The sequence below is a fragment of the Arthrobacter oryzae genome (assembly GCF_037911235.1).
Taxonomy (GTDB): Bacteria; Actinomycetota; Actinomycetes; order Actinomycetales; family Micrococcaceae; genus Arthrobacter; species Arthrobacter oryzae_E.
This window is the reverse complement of the sequence record NZ_JBBLYW010000069.1, coordinates 14,843-32,966: the sequence shown is the minus strand read 5'-3', so window position 1 is coordinate 32,966 and position 18,124 is coordinate 14,843. Positions and strand designations below refer to the sequence as shown.

General features: G+C 66.9%; 15 protein-coding genes. 11 read left to right on the top strand and 4 right to left on the bottom strand.

Annotated elements, in window-relative coordinates:
- The first annotated feature begins 152 nt into the window (after positions 1-152).
- Both ligA and WMN78_RS20015 read left to right on the top strand, forming a co-directional pair.
- Positions 153-2,462 (top strand): NAD-dependent DNA ligase LigA, encoded by a 2,310-nt coding sequence (ligA, locus tag WMN78_RS20020; protein ID WP_340535508.1) that lies wholly within the window; start codon positions 153-155, stop codon positions 2,460-2,462.
- Positions 2,459-3,271 carry an inositol monophosphatase family protein gene (locus tag WMN78_RS20015; protein ID WP_340535507.1) on the top strand — a complete coding sequence of 271 codons (813 nt, stop codon included), beginning with the start codon at positions 2,459-2,461 and terminating at the stop codon, positions 3,269-3,271. The genes ligA and WMN78_RS20015 overlap by 4 nt, the downstream gene beginning before the upstream one ends.
- A gap of 2 nt (positions 3,272-3,273) precedes the next feature.
- Here the strand turns inward: WMN78_RS20015 and WMN78_RS20010 are convergent, their stop codons facing one another.
- Positions 3,274-4,629: an LLM class flavin-dependent oxidoreductase gene (locus WMN78_RS20010; RefSeq protein ID WP_340535506.1), complete on the bottom strand. Its 1,356-nt coding sequence runs from the start codon at positions 4,627-4,629 to the stop codon at positions 3,274-3,276.
- A gap of 281 nt (positions 4,630-4,910) precedes the next feature.
- Between WMN78_RS20010 and WMN78_RS20005 the strand changes: the two genes are divergently transcribed.
- Positions 4,911-5,414, top strand: coding sequence for a GNAT family N-acetyltransferase (locus WMN78_RS20005; RefSeq protein ID WP_340535505.1), 504 nt, complete (start codon positions 4,911-4,913; stop codon positions 5,412-5,414).
- Between the two features lie 46 nt (positions 5,415-5,460).
- Positions 5,461-5,844: a RidA family protein gene (locus tag WMN78_RS20000; RefSeq protein WP_340535504.1), complete on the top strand. Its 384-nt coding sequence runs from the start codon at positions 5,461-5,463 to the stop codon at positions 5,842-5,844.
- 76 nt (positions 5,845-5,920) lie between these two features.
- Here WMN78_RS20000 and WMN78_RS19995 read toward each other — a convergent pair whose 3' ends face one another.
- Positions 5,921-6,583 carry a response regulator gene (locus WMN78_RS19995; protein WP_340535503.1) on the bottom strand — a complete coding sequence of 221 codons (663 nt, stop codon included), beginning with the start codon at positions 6,581-6,583 and terminating at the stop codon, positions 5,921-5,923.
- Complete coding sequence (locus WMN78_RS19990) at positions 6,576-8,345, bottom strand: sensor histidine kinase (protein ID WP_340535502.1); 1,770 nt, start codon at positions 8,343-8,345, stop codon at positions 6,576-6,578. The genes WMN78_RS19995 and WMN78_RS19990 overlap by 8 nt, the downstream gene beginning before the upstream one ends.
- A gap of 180 nt (positions 8,346-8,525) precedes the next feature.
- Here WMN78_RS19990 and WMN78_RS19985 point away from each other — a divergent pair, with 180 nt between their 5' ends.
- The 4 genes from WMN78_RS19985 to gatB all read left to right on the top strand — a co-directional run bounded on the left by WMN78_RS19985 (position 8,526) and on the right by gatB (position 13,497).
- The gene (locus WMN78_RS19985; protein WP_340535501.1) at positions 8,526-9,989 is read left to right on the top strand and encodes a CitMHS family transporter; all 1,464 of its coding nucleotides are present in this window, start codon (positions 8,526-8,528) and stop codon (positions 9,987-9,989) included.
- A gap of 143 nt (positions 9,990-10,132) precedes the next feature.
- Positions 10,133-10,429, top strand: coding sequence for an Asp-tRNA(Asn)/Glu-tRNA(Gln) amidotransferase subunit GatC (gene gatC / locus WMN78_RS19980; RefSeq protein WP_028272567.1), 297 nt, complete (start codon positions 10,133-10,135; stop codon positions 10,427-10,429).
- A 3-nt stretch (positions 10,430-10,432) separates the two neighbouring features.
- The gene (gene gatA / locus WMN78_RS19975) at positions 10,433-11,992 is read left to right on the top strand and encodes an Asp-tRNA(Asn)/Glu-tRNA(Gln) amidotransferase subunit GatA (RefSeq protein ID WP_340535500.1); all 1,560 of its coding nucleotides are present in this window, start codon (positions 10,433-10,435) and stop codon (positions 11,990-11,992) included.
- Complete coding sequence (gene gatB / locus WMN78_RS19970) at positions 11,992-13,497, top strand: Asp-tRNA(Asn)/Glu-tRNA(Gln) amidotransferase subunit GatB (RefSeq protein WP_340535499.1); 1,506 nt, start codon at positions 11,992-11,994, stop codon at positions 13,495-13,497. The genes gatA and gatB overlap by 1 nt, the downstream gene beginning before the upstream one ends.
- Positions 13,498-13,577: 80 nt before the next feature.
- Here gatB and WMN78_RS19965 read toward each other — a convergent pair whose 3' ends face one another.
- A complete protein-coding gene (locus tag WMN78_RS19965) occupies positions 13,578-14,486 on the bottom strand; it encodes a LysR family transcriptional regulator (protein ID WP_340535498.1) in 909 nt (302 codons plus the stop codon).
- Between the two features lie 147 nt (positions 14,487-14,633).
- Here WMN78_RS19965 and tdh point away from each other — a divergent pair, with 147 nt between their 5' ends.
- The 3 genes from tdh to WMN78_RS19950 all read left to right on the top strand — a co-directional run bounded on the left by tdh (position 14,634) and on the right by WMN78_RS19950 (position 18,118).
- A complete protein-coding gene (gene tdh / locus WMN78_RS19960) occupies positions 14,634-15,680 on the top strand; it encodes an L-threonine 3-dehydrogenase (RefSeq protein ID WP_340535497.1) in 1,047 nt (348 codons plus the stop codon).
- A 61-nt stretch (positions 15,681-15,741) separates the two neighbouring features.
- Positions 15,742-16,950 (top strand): glycine C-acetyltransferase, encoded by a 1,209-nt coding sequence (locus WMN78_RS19955; RefSeq protein WP_340535496.1) that lies wholly within the window; start codon positions 15,742-15,744, stop codon positions 16,948-16,950.
- Positions 16,951-16,990: 40 nt separating this feature from the next.
- Entirely contained in the window at positions 16,991-18,118 is a 1,128-nt protein-coding gene (locus WMN78_RS19950) for an FAD-dependent oxidoreductase (protein WP_340535495.1), read from the top strand.
- Positions 18,119-18,124 lie beyond the last annotated feature (6 nt).

Genomic DNA, 18,124 nt, shown 5'->3' with positions numbered 1-18,124 from the left:
CACCCCTGGTGGTGCTGAAACAGGGGTCCCGGATGCAGCAATGCGTCCGGGACCTTTTGTGGTCGTGAGCCCTGGCGCGGCAGTGCCGCGAGCCAGACCGCCAGCCAGACCGCCAGCCAGACATTGTCGGCGATCTAGGGCAGGATAGGTTTGTGAGCACAGGGAAGACGGCAGCAGACACAGAAACGCAAGGCACTCTTCAGGAAAAGGTGCCCTCCGGGGCAGTGCGCGAGGAATACGAAAATCTGGTGGAAGAGGTCCGCAAGCACCGCTTCGCCTACTACCAGGAAGACGCGCCCCTTATCTCGGATGCCGAGTTTGACGAGCTCTTCCGGCGCCTCGAAACACTCGAGGCCATGCACCCGGAGCTGGTGGCCAACGATTCACCCACCCAGGAGGTGGGCGGCGAAGTAGCCGCCGCCTTTGCCGCCGTCGAACACCTGCAGCGGATGTACAGCCTGGAGGACGTCTTTTCCCTCGAGGAACTTGAGGCGTGGATCGCCAAGGCGGAAGCATCCGTGGCCAAACTCGGGAACGGCTCTGCCGGACCTGCCTGGCTCACCGAACTCAAGATCGACGGTCTTGCGGTGAACCTGCTCTACCGTGACGGCAAGCTGGTCCGCGCCGCCACCCGGGGGGACGGCTACACCGGCGAGGACATCACCCACAACGTGCTGACCATCAAGGAGATCCCGCAGCAGCTGACCGGCGGGAACTATCCGGCCGAGATGGAAGTCCGCGGCGAAGTGTTCATTCCGTCAAAGGCCTTCGCCGAATTCAATGAGGCCCTGATCGAAGCCGGCAAGGCGCCGTTGGCAAACCCCCGCAATGCCGCCGCCGGCTCGCTGCGGCAAAAGGATCCCGCGGAAACCGCCAAGCGCCCGTTGCGGATGTACGTGCACGGCATCGGCGCCCGCGAAGGGCTGGAAACCGTCAGCCAGTCGGACACCTACCGCCAGCTCGCCGAGTGGGGCCTGCCCACCAGCCCCTACTTCGAGGTCCTCGGCAGCCTCAAGGAAGTGCTCGACTTCATCAAACGCTACGGCGACAAACGGCACAGCCTGACGCATGAGATCGACGGCATCGTGGTCAAGGTGGATGACTTAGCCACCCAGCGCGCCCTCGGCTACACCTCGAGGGTGCCGCGCTGGGCCGTCGCCTACAAGTACCCGCCGGAGGAAGTCCACACCAAGCTGCTGGACATCGCCGTGAACGTGGGCCGCACCGGCCGCGTCACCCCCTACGGCGTCATGGTACCTGTGAAAGTTGCCGGGTCCACCGTAGGAATGGCCACCCTGCACAACCAGGACGTCGTCAAAGCCAAGGGCGTGAAGATCGGCGACATTGTGGTCCTCCGGAAAGCCGGGGACGTCATCCCGGAGATCGTTGGCCCCGTGCTTGCGCTTCGGGACCAGCAGGATCCGCCGGTGCGGGATTTTGTGATGCCCACGGAGTGCCCGTCCTGCGGGACGCCGCTTGCTCCCGGGAAGGAAGGGGACGTGGACATCCGCTGCCCCAACTCACGGTCCTGCCCGGCGCAGCTGCGCGAACGCGTCTTCCACGTGGCCAGCCGCGGCGCCTTCGATATCGAGGCACTCGGCTGGGAAGCCGCGATCGCCCTGACCCAGCCGGCCGAGCCGGAGACTCCGCCCCTGACCAGCGAAGCCACGCTCTTCCGGCTCGGGCGCGAAGACCTTGCCGATGTCCGGATCCGCCGTGAGAAGCGCTCGAAGGGCGTGGCCACGGGCGAATTCGAACTCGTGCCGTATTTCTACACCAAGGGCACAGCCAAGACGCCGTCCAAGCCCACGGCCACCACGGAAAAGCTCTTCGCCGAACTGGAAAAAGCCAAGACCCAGCCGCTGTGGCGCGTCCTCGTGGCGCTTTCCATCCGGCACGTCGGGCCCAGGGCGTCACGGGCGCTTGCCACGGCCCTTGGCTCGATGGACGCCATCCGGCAGGCCTCGGAGGAGGAACTCGCCCACGTCGACGGCGTGGGCCCGGTGATCGCCGCTGCCCTGAAGGAATGGTTCGCCGAGGACTGGCACCGCGAAATCGTGGACACATGGGCCCAGGACGGTGTGCGGATGCAGGATGAGCAGGACGAATCCACTCCGCGTACCCTGGAAGGCCTCACCCTCGTGGTCACCGGCAGCCTCGAAGGCTTCAGCCGGGACGAAGCCAAGGAAGCCATCCTCATCCGGGGCGGCAAGGCCGCAGGATCCGTCTCCAAGAACACCAGCTACGTCGTGGCGGGCGAGAACGCCGGAACAAAACTGGACAAGGCCGAGCAGCTCGGCGTGCCGGTGCTGGACGAGGACGGCTTCCGCGAGCTCCTGGCCAACGGTCCCGGCGGCTCGGCTGACTCCGCTGACTCGGCTGAGTCTGACGTTGCCGACTCCCAGGACGACGCCGGCAACGGTGATGACCCGGAGGACCACCAGGAAGGGCGGGCGGAATGAGCGCCTCGCCGTCGGACCTGCTGGAAGTGGCCAAAGCGGCAGCCGCCGCCGGGGCCGCAGTGCTCGCCACCCGCAGCGCCGACGCACTGGATGTCAGCAACAAAGGGGACGCGGGGGACTGGGTGACGGCCTTCGACGTCGCCGCCGAGAACGCCGTCCGTGAAGTCATCGGCCGCGCCCGGCCGCAGGACACCGTCACCGGCGAGGAAAACGGCACCCTCAGCCGGGACAACCCCAGCGGCTACCGCTGGTCCATTGACCCGCTTGACGGCACCACCAACTTCATCCGGAACATCGTGTACTACGGCACATCGGTGGCGGTGGCCGATCCCGACGGCGCCTGGCTGGCTGGCGTCGTCAATGCGCCGGCCCTGGGCCGCGTCTACTACGCATCGCGCGGCGGCGGCGCGTGGCTGGAGGAGCGGGGGCAGCGGATCCAGCTCACCGGCCCCGTTCCGGGCCGGGCCGGGCAGATTTTGGCCACCGGCTTCAGCTACGATCCCGGTGTCCGTGCCGAGCAGGCCGCGGCCCTGGGCGGCTTTATGGAGGGTTTCGCCGATGTGCGCCGGCTGGGATCCGCCGCCCTGGACCTCTGCCTCGTGGCGGACGGAACCCATGACGCCTTCGGGGAACGCGGACTCAACGAGCACGATTTCTCGGCCGGGGCCCTCATCGCCGAGGAGGCCGGCTGCTGGGTGCGCCGGCCCCGCCTCACCAGCCCCCTCGACGGAGGACCCTCGGACGAGGAACGCCTCGCCGCGTGGACCTGTGCCGGGACCCTTGAGTTGTCCGGAAAGTTTCCGCTCTAGACTCAGGCGTGCACGCCGGCCAGCCCGGCGGCGCCGGAGTACCGGTTGAGCGGCCGTTCCAGGCCGTAGTGCCCCCGCAGCGTGTCGGCCGTGTACTCCGTCCGGAACAAGCCGCGCTGACGGAGGACCGGCACCACATGGTCCACGAAGGCCTCCAGCCCTGACGGGAGCACGGCGGGCATGATGTTGAAACCGTCGGCCGCGCCGTTCTCAAACCAGAGCTGGATGGCATCTGCCACCTGCTCCGGAGTCCCCGAGAAGGTGCGGTGCCCGCGGCCGCCGCCCAGGCGCCCGATCAGCTGCCGCACCGTGAGCTGTTCGCGGCGGCCGAGCTCCACGATCAGGGTGTAGCGGCTCTTGGCGCCCTGGATGGAATCCTCATCGGGAAGGTCCGCCGGAAGTTGCCGGTCCAGCGGGAGGTCCTCCGGGCTGACACCGAGGGTTTTGGCAAGTTCGATCCGGGCATATTCCGGCCGGATCAGCTCGTCGAGTTCGCGTTCCAGCTTTTTGGCCTCAGCCTCCGTGCCGGCCAGCACGGGCACGATTCCGGGCAGGATCTTGATGCCCTCCGGGTCCCGGCCGGCCGAGGCGGTGCGGGCTTTGAGGTCGGTGTAGAACTCCTGGGCGTCCCCGAGGGTCTGCTGCGCTGTGAACACGGCCTCTGCATACAGGGCAGCAAGTCCCTTGCCATCCTCGGAGGATCCCGCCTGGACAATCAGCGGGTAGCCTTGCGGGGACCGCGGAACGTTGAGCGGCCCGCGCACCTTGAAATGCTTGCCGGCGTGGTCGATCGGCCTGACCTTGTCCTGGTCGGCCCAGACGCCTGCCTCCTTGTCCGCCACCACCGCGTCGTCGTCCCAGCTGTCCCAGAGCTTGCCTGCCACGTCCAGGAACTCCGCCGCCCGTTCATAACGGGTGGCGTGCGCCGGCTGGTCGTCGACGCCGAAGTTCCGCGCGGCGTCGGGCCCTGCAGTGGTGACCACATTCCATCCGGCACGGCCGCCGCTGACAAAGTCGACGGAGGCAAAACGCCTCGCAAGGTTGAACGGATCGTTATAGGTGGTGGACGCCGTGGCAATGAGGCCGATCTTCTCGGTTGCTGCGGCGATGGCGGTCAGCAGCACCGTGGGTTCGAGCTTTCCGGCCGGCCGGCGGCCCACGTTGCCGAAGATCACGGGCGAGTCGGCGAAGAAGATGGAATCGAAGGTGCCGCGCTCGGCAATCCGGGCGAGATTGCGGTAGTGGCTGATGTCCAGGCTGGCCAGCGGGTTGCTTTCGGGCAGCCGCCAGGAGGCTTCATGATGGCCGGTGCTCATGAGGAAGGCGTTGAGGTGCAGCGTGCGCTGAGGGGATGCCATGGGAGGGGTCCTGTCTGTCGGGGCGGGGTGGTTGCCGGCGTCGGTGGTGCAAATCAACCACAGCCCGGCGGCGGCCGGCCAGCGCCGCCGACCATTGGAGCAACGCCCGGAAATGCAGGGAAATACCCGGAAATACTGGGCCACACAGGGCAACGCGGGGCAACGCCGCGAAACGGAGGGCAACTCAGGGCAACGCCTGGGCGCATAAGCGTAGTGATAGTTCAGTCACGGAAACGGCGCTTTCGGGGGAACCGCGATGCGCCCGCGACTACCATGGATAAGTGCATTCGCAGATCATCATTCGTCCCGCCGTCCCGGCCGATTTCGACGCCGTGGCCCGCATTACGCGGGACGCCTACCTTGCCGCGGGTTACTTCGAGAGTGCAGACCACCCGTACATGCGGCAGATCCAGGACGTGGCCAAACGGGCCGCCCAGGCCACCATCTGGGTCGCCGAGCGGGCGGGGCGCATCGTCGGTTCCGTGACGCTCGCCGTCGCGGGTGAACCATTTGCGGATATCGCGCTGCCGGATGAACTCGAATTCCGCATGCTCGTGGTGGACCCGTCAGTCCAGCGCAGCGGCGCCGGCAAGGCCATGGTCGAGGCGATCATTGACCACGCGAAGTCGCTGGACGGCATCAAGGCCGTGGCGCTGACCACCGGCCGCACGTGGGAGAGTGCACACGGGCTGTACCGGAAAACGGGCTTCCATCGCGTTCCTGAACGCGACTGGTTCGTGACGGACACCGACATAAAGCTGCTGGTTTACCGGCTCGACGTATAGCCGCCCTAAAGTGGTGCCGACTCAAGCACCATCGAAAGGCACACCCATGCGCAAGACATTAGGCTCCGGCTCCTCGTGGGAGCAGACCCTCGGCTATTCCCGTGCGGTGCAGGTGGACAACACCCTGTACATTTCCGCCACTGCGGCGAGCGGCGACAACGGAATCGTGGGCGAGGACTTCTACACCCAGACCAGGTTCATCCTCGAAAAGCTGGGTGCGGTCCTGGCCGAAGCCGGGTTCGCCTACGAGGACGTGGTGCAGTCGAAGCTGTACCTGACGGACATCAGCAAGTGGGAAGACGCCGGCCGCGCGCACGGTGAGGTGTTCGGCGAGATCCGTCCCACCCTGTCACTGGTTCACGTGCTGCCGTTCCTGGACCCCAACATGCTCGTCGAGATCGAACTGGTAGCCCAGAAGAGCGCCAGCTAGCAACCTCCAACCGGCGCGAACGGACACTTGGGGCCCGCAAATCCGCGGATTTTGGGGCCCCAAGTGTCCGTTCGCGCTATTTAGCCGGCAGGCCGTAGCGGTGTTCCGGGCGGCCGGTGGTTCCGTAGCGCAGCTGGATGTCGACGGCGCCGTCGTCCGCCAGCGAGGACAGGTACCTCTGGGCGGTGGCCCGGGACACCCCTACCCGCCCGGCCACTTCGGCCGCCGAATACTGTTCACCGGGTTCCAGCGATTCGAGGACTGCTGCCTCGGTGGCGGAGCGCGGCTTGGCGGAGGCCGTGACGTCCCCGGGGATCAGTGAGCGTTTGGCGCGCTCCACCGTGTCCTGATCCAGCGGGCCCTGCTGGGACAGGATGCGCCGGTACCGGGCATAGGAGCGGAGCTGCTGCGACAACGACTCGGCGGTGAACGGCTTGAGCAGGTAGCCCAGGGCCCCGCGGCGGAAGGCCACCCGCAGCGAGGCTGCGTCCGACGCCGCACTCAGGATCATCGTGTCCACGTCCAGCTGGCCGAGCAGGTCAAGCCCGGACGCATCCGGCAGGTACACATCAAGCAGCACCAGGTCCGGCCGCAGGCTGTGGATTGCCTGCAGCGCCAGCGATGCCGAACCGGCAGGCGGCAATGCCATAAAACCCGCCACCGAATCCACATAGGCCGCATGGAGTTTGGCCACGTGGAAATCGTCATCCACTATGAGCACCCTCAGATCTTCAGCCATCCTTGTCCTTCCCGATGTAACTGTCCTTCCCGATGAGGCTTCCCGTCTCTGCCACCGTCTCTGCCACGGCGGCGGTGGTCCGCGGCAGTGTCGCCATAAAGACGGCTCCCGGTCCGCCGGGGGAACCCGGCTCCAGGACCCGGACGTCTCCGCCGCGACGCCGCGCAAGCTGCCGGGCCAGTGCCAGACCCAATCCCTGCCCGCCGCCGGCACGAGCCGGCCGTGCCGACGTCGTAAATCCCTCGGCGAACACGGCGTCTGCCAGAACCCCGTCCGCGCCGCCGGCCGCGGTCCCGGTGGCCAGACCGTCGCCGGAATCCGCGACGACGATGTGCAGCGTGCCGCCGTCGTGTCCCGGTTCGTCCAGCAGCTCCACTTCCACCCAGCGGTCCGTGCCGGAGCCTGCGACGGCGGCGTTCACGGCATTGTCGATCAGGTTCCCCAGCACCGTGGTGACATCCTGCGGCTCGGTGACCTGTCCGCGCACCAGGGTCTCCGGGCCGATCCGCAGCGTCACCCCGCGTTCGTCCGCTTCCACGCCCTTGGCGCCCACAAACGCCTGAAGGTAGGGGTCCTGAAGCAGCTCGGCCTGGTCCACCGGAAACTTCAGCGGACCCGTGGCGGCGAGGCGGGCCAGGTAATCGCGGGCCTGCTGGTGCTGCCCGATGCTCATGAAACCGGCGATGGTGTGGAGCTGGTTGGCGAACTCGTGCCGCTGGGCGCGCAGGGCGGTGGACATGGTGCCCACGGCATCCAGCTGGCGGGTGAGGTGCTGCAGTTCGGTGCGGTCGCGGAGCATCACCACCCACCCCAGGTCTTCCTGGCGGTGCAGCGCCTTGCGGGCACTGGCCACCAGCACGCGGGCGCCGGCAATGATCTCGACGGCGTCCCCTTCAGCCGCATCCGGCCGGGTCAGGGCCTTCAGCTGCTCGGGGACCGGAGCGTGCTGCCAGGGCGTGCCGGCGAGATCCGGCCGGCCAAGGAGCCGCTGGGCGGCGGCGTTGAAGACGCTGATCCTGCCGTCGGCCGAGATGCCGATCACGCCGTCGTCAACGCCTTGGAGGACCGCCACCTGGTCATGGACCAGCGTGCTGATCTCCTCCGGTTCCAGGCCAAGTGTAAGCCGCTGCAGGCGGCGCCGCAGGAGGAACGAGGCCAGGATTCCGGCCAGCAACGAACCCGCCGCGGTGAGCGCGATGGGCGTGATGTCCCGGGCAAGGCTCTGGACGATGCTCTCGGTGGAATACCCCACGCTGACCTCGCCCACCACGGTGTCCGAATCCGGGCCGAAGACGGGCACCTTGGCTCCTGCAGAGGGTCCCAGCGTTCCGGTGTTCCGGGTGGTCACCTCCTTGCCGGAGAGGGCCTCGGACGGATCAGTGCTGACCTTTTCGCCCAGCCGGTCCGCGTCCGGGTGCGCGAGCCGCAGGCCCGTTTCATCCGTGATCACCACGAACAGTGCGCCGGTGCGGGTCCGCGCCCCTTCGGCCACCGCCATCAGCGGGCCGGCCAGCAGCACGGATGCCGGGGGAGTGCCCGCCTCCCGGCTGATGGCGCGGACTTCCCGGCGGACCGCAGGATCCGAGGCTACGGTGCGGGCCAGGGTAAGTGCCTGGTTTTCCGCTTCCCGGCCCAGCCGCTCGTACGTCAGCCAGGCATGCACGGCGCCGCTGAGCAGCACAACGAGCAAAACCACTCCAAGCTGAAGCAGCAGGGTCTGCGTGGAAAACCGCAGCGGCTGCCTCGGTGCCGGACGCTTCATTGCCCTCCTGAAGGGGTGGTGCTGACGGGGTGGTGGCTGCTGAGCTAAATGAGCAAAATGCTCCCAATAAGCAGTATGCCAATCAATCGAGCCAAAGGCACTGCCGTGACGCGGGCCACTCTAACGTCTGTAGTGCGCATCACACCGGAGTGGTGCCACTGACTGACAAAGGAGCCGGCCGTGCTGGTATTACTTGGATTCGCCATGATCGCGGTATTCATGGTGCTGATCATGACGAAGAAGTTGACGCCAGTGCTGGCGCTGATCATCGTCCCCACCGTTTTCGGGCTGTTCGCCGGGGCAGGACTCGGCATCGGGGACATGGTGCTGGACTCGATGAAGTCCATGACGTCCACCGCAGCCCTGCTGATGTTCGCCATCATCTACTTCGGCCTGATGATCGACGTCGGGCTGTTCGACCCGCTGGTGCGCTTCATCCTCCGCAAGCTGGGCAACGACCCCGCCAAGGTGGTGCTCGGCACCGCCCTGCTGGCTGCCGCCGTCTCCCTCGACGGTGACGGTTCCACCACGTTCATCCTCACCACCGCGGCAATGCTGCCCATCTACCTCCGGCTGAAGATGAGTCCCGTAGTCCTCACCTGCGTGGCCGGCCTGGCCAACGGCACCATGAACATCGTCCCGTGGGGCGGCCCCACGGCCCGTGCCGCCAGCGCCCTGAAGATCGACGTCAACGACGTCTTCGTCCCCATGATCCCGTCCCTGGTCGCGGGCCTCGCCGTCGTCCTGGTCTTCGCCTGGGTGCTCGGCCTGCAGGAACGCAACCGCCTCCGCGCCACCCAGCCCGAAATCTGGGGCGTGCCCGATACCGCTGAAGCGTTCGACGGCGGCACGGCCGCCGGCGGCAGCCGCACCTCCCGCCGTGGCCCGGGCACCGGCGGTTCCGGAACCGCAGGCATCGCACCTGAAGGCTCCTCCGTGGCCGTCCTGGAACGCACCGAACTGCTGGTGGACGACAGTGACACCGCCATGGCGGACACCGCCCTGGACCCCAACCGTAAGACCCTGCGCCCCAAGCTGCAGTGGTTCAACCTGGGCCTGACCATCGCCGTCATGGGCATGCTCATCGCGGACCTCGTGCCCCTGCCGTACGTCTTTATGGTGGGCTCGGCCATCGCCCTGCTGGTCAACTTCCCCCACGTCAAGGACCAGGGCGCGCAGCTCGTGGCCCACGCTCCGTCGATCGTGGCCGTGGTCAGCATGGTCATGGCCGCTGCAGTGCTGACCGGCGTCCTCACCGGCACCGGCATGGTTGAAGCGATGTCCGCATGGCTGGTGCAGATCATCCCCGCGGACATGGGACCGCTGATGGCTGTCATCACCGGTGTCCTGAGCATCCCTATGACGTTCTTCATGAGCAACGATGCCTTCTACTTCGGCGTCCTCCCGGTCCTCAGCGAGACCGCTGCGCACTACGGCATCAGCGCGGCCGAGATGGCACGCGCCTCCATCACCGGCCAGCCGTTCCACATGCAGAGCCCGCTGGTTCCTGCCATCCTGCTCCTGGTGTCCCTGGCCAAAGTGGACCTGGGCGACCACCACAAGAAGGTGCTGTGGCGCAGTGCCGTCGTCTCCCTCGTCATGCTGGGTGTCGGAATGCTGACGGGAGCCATCGGTATCGGTTAGGGTAAAGCTGCCTGCGGCTGGCTGCTTGCAGCCCGGCTGCGGGTCGGTGCTGCCCGTCTGACGCCCGCTGGGGGTCGTCAGGCGGGCACACTGTTGCAACGTAGACTATGGGGGAAACCAAAACTACATTGCAGGGGAGATCCATGGCTGCGATCAACCGCGACGACGTCGCGCATCTCGCGCGTCTCGCGCACATCGAGATGAGTGCTGAAGAGCTGGACCGGATGGCCGGCGAACTCGCCGTCATCGTCGATTCAGTGAAGTCCGTAAGTGAAGCCGCCGGTGATGATGTCCCGGCCACGTCCCACCCGATTCCGCTGACGAACGTGTTCCGCGAGGACGTTGTGGGCCACACTTTCACAGCCGAGCAGTCCCTGAGCGGTGCCCCCGACGCTTACGAAGGCCGCTTCAAGGTTCCGGCCATCCTGGATGAGGACTGATACATGACTGAGAACAACGTTCTGATCCGCCTCTCCGCCGCGCAGCTGGCCCAGAAGCTCGCGGCCGGCGAGGTCACCTCCGTCGAGGTCACCCAGGCCTACCTGGACCGCATCGCAGCGGTCGACGGCGGCCCCCGGGGAGTCCACGCCTTCCTGCACGTGAACACCGAGGAGGCGCTCGCCGTCGCCGCGGAGGTGGACGCCATCCGCGCCGCAGGCGGTGCAGCCGCCGCGGAACTCCACGAGCTCGCCGGCGTCCCCATCGCCGTCAAGGACCTCATCGTCACTGTCGGCCAGCCCACCACGGCCGGCTCCAAGATCCTCGAAGGCTGGCACAGCCCGTACGACGCCACGGTGGTCAAACGCCTCCGCGACGCCAAGATGCCCATCCTGGGCAAGACCAACCTGGACGAATTCGCCATGGGTTCCTCCACGGAACACTCCGCCTACGGCCCCACCCGCAACCCGTGGGACCTGGACCGGATCCCGGGCGGCTCCGGCGGCGGCTCGGCTGCCGCCGTCGCCGCGTTTGAAGCGCCCCTTGCCCTCGGCACGGACACCGGCGGATCCATCCGGCAGCCCGGCGCCGTCACCGGCACCGTGGGCGTCAAGCCCACTTACGGCAGCGTGTCCCGCTACGGCGCCATCGCCATGGCCTCCTCGCTGGACCAGATCGGCCCGGTTTCCCGTACCGTGCTGGACTCGGCCCTGCTGCACCAGGTCATCGGCGGCCACGACCCGCACGACTCCACGTCCCTGCCGGACCCGCTGGAAGACCTCGTTGCCGCCGCACGGACGGGCAACGTGGACGGCATGAAGATCGGCATCATCAAGGAACTCCACGGCGAGGGCTACCAGGCCGGCGTCGAGAACCGCTTCAACGAATCCCTCGAACTGCTCAAGCAGGCCGGCGCGGAAATCGTTGAGGTGTCCTGCCCCAACTTCAAGTACGCGCTGGGCGCGTACTACCTGATCATGCCCTCTGAGGCTTCCTCCAACCTGGCCAAGTTCGACGGCGTCCGGTACGGCCTCCGCGTGCTCCCCAAGGATGCGCCGCTCACCATCGAGCGCGTCATGGGCGCCACCCGGGCAGCCGGCTTCGGCGACGAAGTGAAGCGCCGCATCATCCTGGGGACCTACGCGCTGAGCGCCGGTTACTACGACGCCTACTACGGCTCGGCCCAGAAGGTCCGCACCCTGATCCAGCGTGACTTCGAGGCCGCGTTCGCGCAGGCCGACGTGCTGATTTCCCCGACGGCCCCCACCACGGCCTTCAAGCTGGGCGAGAAGCTGAACGACCCCCTGGCCATGTACCTGAACGACGTCGCCACCATCCCGGCCAACATGGCCGGCGTCCCCGGCCTGTCCCTGCCGGGCGGCCTGGCGGACGAGGACGGACTGCCCGTCGGTATCCAGCTCCTGGCCCCGGCCCGCCAGGACGCGCGCCTGTACCGTGTGGGTGCCGTGCTCGAATCGCTGCTCGAGGCGCAGTGGGGCGGCCCGCTGCTGGACCGTGCCCCGGAGCTGACTGAAACTGTCCCGAGCCACGGAGGTTCACACTAATGACTGACGCAACCCTGAGCTTCGAAGAGGCCATGGAGAAGTACGATCCGGTCCTGGGGTTCGAGGTCCACGTGGAACTCAACACCAAGACCAAGATGTTCTCCTCCGCCCCGAACGTCTTCGGCGATGAGCCCAACACGAACGTCAACGAGGTGGACCTCGGCATGCCCGGCGTGCTGCCCGTGGTCAACAAGACCGCGATCGAGTCCTCCATCAAGATCGGCCTCGCGCTCAACTGCAAGATCGCCGAGACCTGCCGCTTCGCCCGGAAGAACTACTTCTACCCGGACACCCCGAAGAACTTCCAGACCTCCCAGTACGACGAACCCATCGCGTACGACGGCTACCTGGACATCGAACTGTCGGACGGCACCGTGTTCCGCGTCGAAATCGAGCGCGCCCACATGGAAGAGGACGCCGGCAAGCTGACCCACATGGGCGGTGCCGCAGGCCGCATCCAGGGTGCCGACTACTCGCTGGTGGACTACAACCGCTCCGGTGTGCCGCTGGTGGAAATTGTGACCAAACCTATCCAGGGTGCCGGCAGCCGCGCGCCCGAACTGGCCAAGGCTTACGTCGCAGCCGTTCGCGAGATCGTGAAGAACCTCGGTGTTTCGGACGCGAAGATGGAGCGCGGCAACGTGCGCTGCGACGCCAACGTTTCGCTGCGCCCGCACGGCCGGGAACGCTTCGGCATCCGCTCGGAAACCAAGAACGTGAACTCGCTGCGCGCCGTCGAACACGCCGTCCGCTACGAGATCCAGCGGCACGCCGCCGTCCTGGACTCCGGTGAGCCGGTCATCCAGGAAACGCGCCACTGGCACGAGGACACGCGCTCGACGACGTCGGGCCGGGCCAAGTCCGACGCCGACGACTACCGCTACTTCCCGGAGCCGGACCTGGTTCCGATTGTTGCCTCCCGTGAGTGGGTGGAGGAACTGCGTGCCACCCTGCCTGAGCCGCCGGCCGAGCGCCGCAAGCGCCTGCAGGCCGACTGGGGCTATTCGGACCTGGAATTCCGCGACGTGGTCAACGCCGGTGTCATGGACGAGATCGAGGAAACCATCGCGGCCGGTGCCACTGCAAACGTGGCCCGCAAGTGGTGGATGGGCGAGATCGTGGGCCGCGCCAAGAACGCCGACGTGGACCCCGGCCAGCTGGGCGTCAAGCCCGGAACCATCGTTGAGCTGAACAAGATGGTGGAAGCCGGCAAGATCAACAACAAGATGGCCGCCGAAGTGCTGGACGGCGTTCTCGCCGGCGAAGGTACCCCCGCGGAGATCGTGGAGAAGCGCGGCCTGGCCGTGGTATCCGACGACGGCCCCCTGCTGGAAGCCATCGATGCGGCCCTCGCCGCTCAGCCCGGCGTCGCGGACAAGATCCGCGGCGGCAAGGTGCAGGCCATTGGCGCGATCGTGGGCGGCGTCATGAAGGCCACCCGCGGGCAGGCCGACGCCGGCCGTGTCCGCGAATTGATCCTGGAAAAGCTCGGCGTCGAAGGCTAAGTAAGCCGTTTTAACCCAACTGGGTCGCAGTTAATGTCGTGATGGGCGCCCATCACGACATCTACTGCGACCCACTTGGGTTAAGGGGACACCAGGCCGGCCATGATGTCCTCCAAGGCCTCGCACACCATCATCACCGAGGTCCGCTTGAGGTTTTCCGGCCGGGCCAGGATGTCGATCCGGCGCCGGGTGCTGATGCCCTGCAGCGGCCGCAGGACGATCTCCGGGTTCAGCACCGGCTTTGCCGTGTGCCGCGGCAGCAGCCCGATGACGCTGCCAGTGGCCACCAGCCCCGCCACCGTGGAGTAGTCGTTGATCCGGTGGACAATGTTCAGTTCCCTGCTGGACACGGCGGCGACGGCGGACAGCACGTCCGCGGGGGAGTAGCCGGCGTGGCTGGTCACCCACGGTTCGCCCACGACGTCGAGCGCCGTCAGTGTTTCCTTGCCCGCCAGGCGGTGCCCCGCGGACAATGCCACATCCAGCGGCTCGTGCGCGAGCGGGATGACGGCCACCCGTTCCTCCGGCCATCTCGGGCTGTGGTCCATCCGGTGCGCCAGCACCAGGTCGTAGCGCGCCGTCAAGGCGGGGAAGTCCTGCTGCGCCACGTCCTCGTCGGAGAGCAGCACCCTTGGCTTGTCCGGTGAATCCAGCAGCCGGGCCAGCGGCGCGAACAGCGCCTGCCCGGCACTGTGGAAACCGCTCACCGTCACCGGAGCCACCGTGGAGCCGTGGTACGCGCCGATCGCCATCCGCGCGTCCGCCATCGCGCTGACGACGGCGGCACCGGCGTCGGCCAGTGCCTGGCCTGCTTCGGTGAGCACCAGGTTCCGGCCCTCCTTGCGGGTCAGTGGCACGTCCACGCTGCGCTGGAGTGCAGCCAACTGCTGGGACACGGCGGAGGGCGTGACCAGGAGCGTTTCGGCCACCGCTTTGACGCTGCCAAGGGCGCCGAGTTCCCTGAGCATTTCCAGCTGATGGATTTCCATGCCTCCGAGTCTATTGCTTAGCGAATCCTAAATCGTCGATTGAGAAGAATTCGGTTGTGCTAATGCTTCTTTGTGGTTCTAATGAAGGGAGTCAGCCTGAGCACACTGCCGGCACCGCACGACGCAATACCGAGAGTTAGGAAGCCAATGAAGGCTCTGTACAAAGCCGGCTCCCACGCCGGATTTGAGCTGGTGGACCGCCCCGAGCCGGAAACCGGCCCCGGGGACGTCAAGATCCGCGTGATGACCACCGGGATCTGCGGCACGGACCTTCATATCCAGTCCTGGGATGCCTGGGCCCAGAGCATGATCGAGGCGCCCCTGATCGCCGGCCACGAGTTCTACGGCGAAGTGGTGGAGATCGGCGAGGATGTCCGCGACGTCAAGGTGGGCGACCGCGTCTCCGGCGAAGGGCACATCGTGTGCGGCATCTGCCGCAACTGCCGCGCCGGCCGCCGCCAGATGTGCATCCACACCGTCAGCGTGGGAGTGCAGCGGGACGGTGCCTTTGCCGAATTCGTGGTGATCCCCGAGACCAACGTCTGGGTCCACCAGGATCCGTCCGTCACTCCCGAACTGGGCGCCATCTTCGATCCCTTCGGCAACGCCGTCCACACGGCCCTGAGCTTCCCGCTCGTGGGTGAGGACGTGCTGATCACCGGCGCCGGGCCGATCGGGCTCATGGCCATCGCCGTCGCCCGCCACGCCGGCGCCCGGAAAATCGCCATCACCGACGTCTCCGCGCCACGCCTGGAACTGGCCCGCCAGCTCGGCGTGGACCTCGCCATCGACGTCTCGAAGATGCGCGTCCGGGACGCCCAGCGCGAACTGGGCATGCGCGAGGGTTTCGACATCGGCATGGAAATGTCCGGGCACCCCACCGCCCTGCCGGAGATGATCGACAACATGAACCACGGCGGCCGGATCGCCATGCTGGGCCTGCCGAGCCAGTCCATCGACATCGACTGGGGCAAGGTGGTCACGCATATGCTGACCATGAAGGGCATCTACGGCCGGGAAATGTTCGAGACCTGGTACGCGATGAGCGCCATGCTGTCCTCCAACCCGGTGCTGCACGCCAACATCTCCGCGGTGGTGACGGACACCCTGCCCGCCTCGGACTGGGAGAAGGGCTTCGAGGTTGCCCGTGCAGGCGTGGGCGGCAAAGTTGTCCTCGACTGGACCGTCTTCTAGCCCGTTTCCAGTATTGACCAGCACCAGAACAAAGAATTCACCCAGCTGAGGAGCACACCCCATGTATTCAGCCATTAAGGACCAGCTGCAGAACGAGCTGGATGAGATCCGCACCGCAGGCCTGTACAAGACCGAACGCCACATCGACTCGCCGCAGGCCAGCCACATCACGGCCGGGCAGATCGGCGAGGCCGGCGCCAACGTCCTCAACTTCTGCGCCAACAACTACCTGGGCCTGGCGGACCACCCGGACATCATTGCCACCGCGAAGGCCGCCATGGACGAGCGCGGCTTCGGCATGGCCAGCGTGCGCTTCATCTGCGGCACCCAGGACCTGCACCTGGCACTCGAGGCCCGCGTCTCCAAGTTCCTGGGCACTGAAGACACCATCCTCTTCTCCAGCTGCTTCGATGCCAACGGCGGCGTGTTTGAATCCCTCTTCGGGCCCGAGGACGCCATCATCTCCGACGCCCTGAACCACGCCTCCATCATCGACGGCATCCGGCTTTGCAAGGCCCAGCGCTTCCGCTACGCGAACCGCGACATGGCGGACCTGGAAGCCAAACTGGTCGAGGCCGCCACACAAGAGAAGCCGGCCCGCCGCAAGATCATCGTGACGGACGGCGTGTTCTCCATGGACGGCTACCTGGCCCCGCTCGAAGCCATCTGTAACCTGGCCGAAAAGTATGACGCCCTGGTGATGGTGGACGACTCGCACGCCGTGGGCTTCATGGGTTCCACCGGTGCGGGCACGCCCGAGCACGCCGGCGTCGGCCACCGGGTGGACATCTACACGGGCACGTTCGGCAAAGCCCTGGGCGGTGCCTCCGGCGGCTACGTCTCGGGCCGCGCCGAAGTGGTGGCCATGCTTCGCCAGAAGGCGCGCCCCTATCTCTTCTCCAACTCTCTCGCGCCGGCCATTGTGGCGGCCACTCTGAAGGCCCTGGACCTCGTGGAGAACTCTGCCGAGCTGCGCTCCCAGCTGTTCGCCAACGCCGAGCTGTTCCGGAACCGCATGGCCGCCGAAGGATTCGAGCTCCTCGACGGCGAGCATGCGATCGTCCCGGTGATGTTCGGGGATGCCGTGATGGCGGCCAAGGTGGCAGACCGGATGCTCCGGCACGGGGTGTTTGTCACCGCGTTCAGCTACCCCGTAGTGCCCAAGGGAGCGGCCCGGATCCGGGTCCAGCTCTCCGCGGCGCACAGCACGGAGGATGTTGAGGCGTGCGTCCGGGCGTTCGTCGACAGCCGCGACGCGGTGGGAGCCTAAGGTACTGACGTGACGTGCTGACGGGTGCAAGGATGTAGTCATGTCAGCAAATTACGATGTGGTGATTGTGGGCGGCGGTATCGCCGGACTGTCCCTGGCCTCCGCCCTGGCCGGTAAATGCAGTGTGGCGCTCGTTGAGGCCGAACAGTCCCTGGCGTACCACACGTCAGCGCGTTCGGCCCGGCAGCTGATCCCCAGCTACGGCCCGGTGGTGGTCCAGGAGCTGACCTTGCGCACGCTCGGGCTGATCGCGGCGCGGGACGCGGAGCTGCCGGAACCTGTGCTGTCGCCTCGCAGCTTTATGCTGATCGGCGACGAAGACACTGTCCGGGACGAAGCCAGCGGGCACATGCACCGGATTTCCCATGCCGAGGCGCTGGAGCTGTGCCCTGTGCTGGATCCCGGATGCTTCACCGCGGCCGGCCTGGACACCGGTTCATTCGCCTGCAACGCTCCCGTGCTGCTGGAGGACCACCGGCAGCGGGCCGAGGCGGGCGGCGTGGACATCATCACGGGCGCCAAGGTCCATTCCGCCCAGCGGCTGGGATCAGGGTGGGAGATAGGGGCAGGCCAGGAGGCGTTCGAGGCCGGCGTCGTGGTCAACGCGGCCGGAGCCTGGGCTGACGAACTTGCTGTGATCAGCGGCGTCGAGAAGCTCGGGCTCCAGCCCTACCGCCGCACTGCGGCGGTTGTCGACGTCGACCATTCCCTCCCGGAGTCCTGCCCCATGGTGGCTGCGGCCGACGAATCGTTCTACTTCCGCAGGGAAGGAAACGACGTGCTGATTTCGCCGTCGGAATCCGTGCCAAGCGGCCCCGAGGACGCGAAACCGTACCCGGGCGACATCGAGGCGCTGGTGGCGCGGCTTAACGCGGTGACCACGCTGGGCATCAGGAGCGTCAAGTCTGCGTGGACCGGCCTTCGTACTGAAGCCGCCGACGGCGTCCCGGTAGTGGGGTTCGACGCCGAAGCCACTGGATTCTTCTGGCTCGCCGGACAGGGAGGTTACGGTTTCCAGACCTCGTCCGGCATTGCGGAACTTGCTGCGGACCTGATCCTGGGGGGTCCGTCCACGGGGCAGACTGCCGGGGACGGGGAGGCCGGGCTCAGTCCGGCATCCCGGACAGCCGCGGCCCTGGCCGCAACCCGCTGGTCCATCCGGCGCTGAAGAATG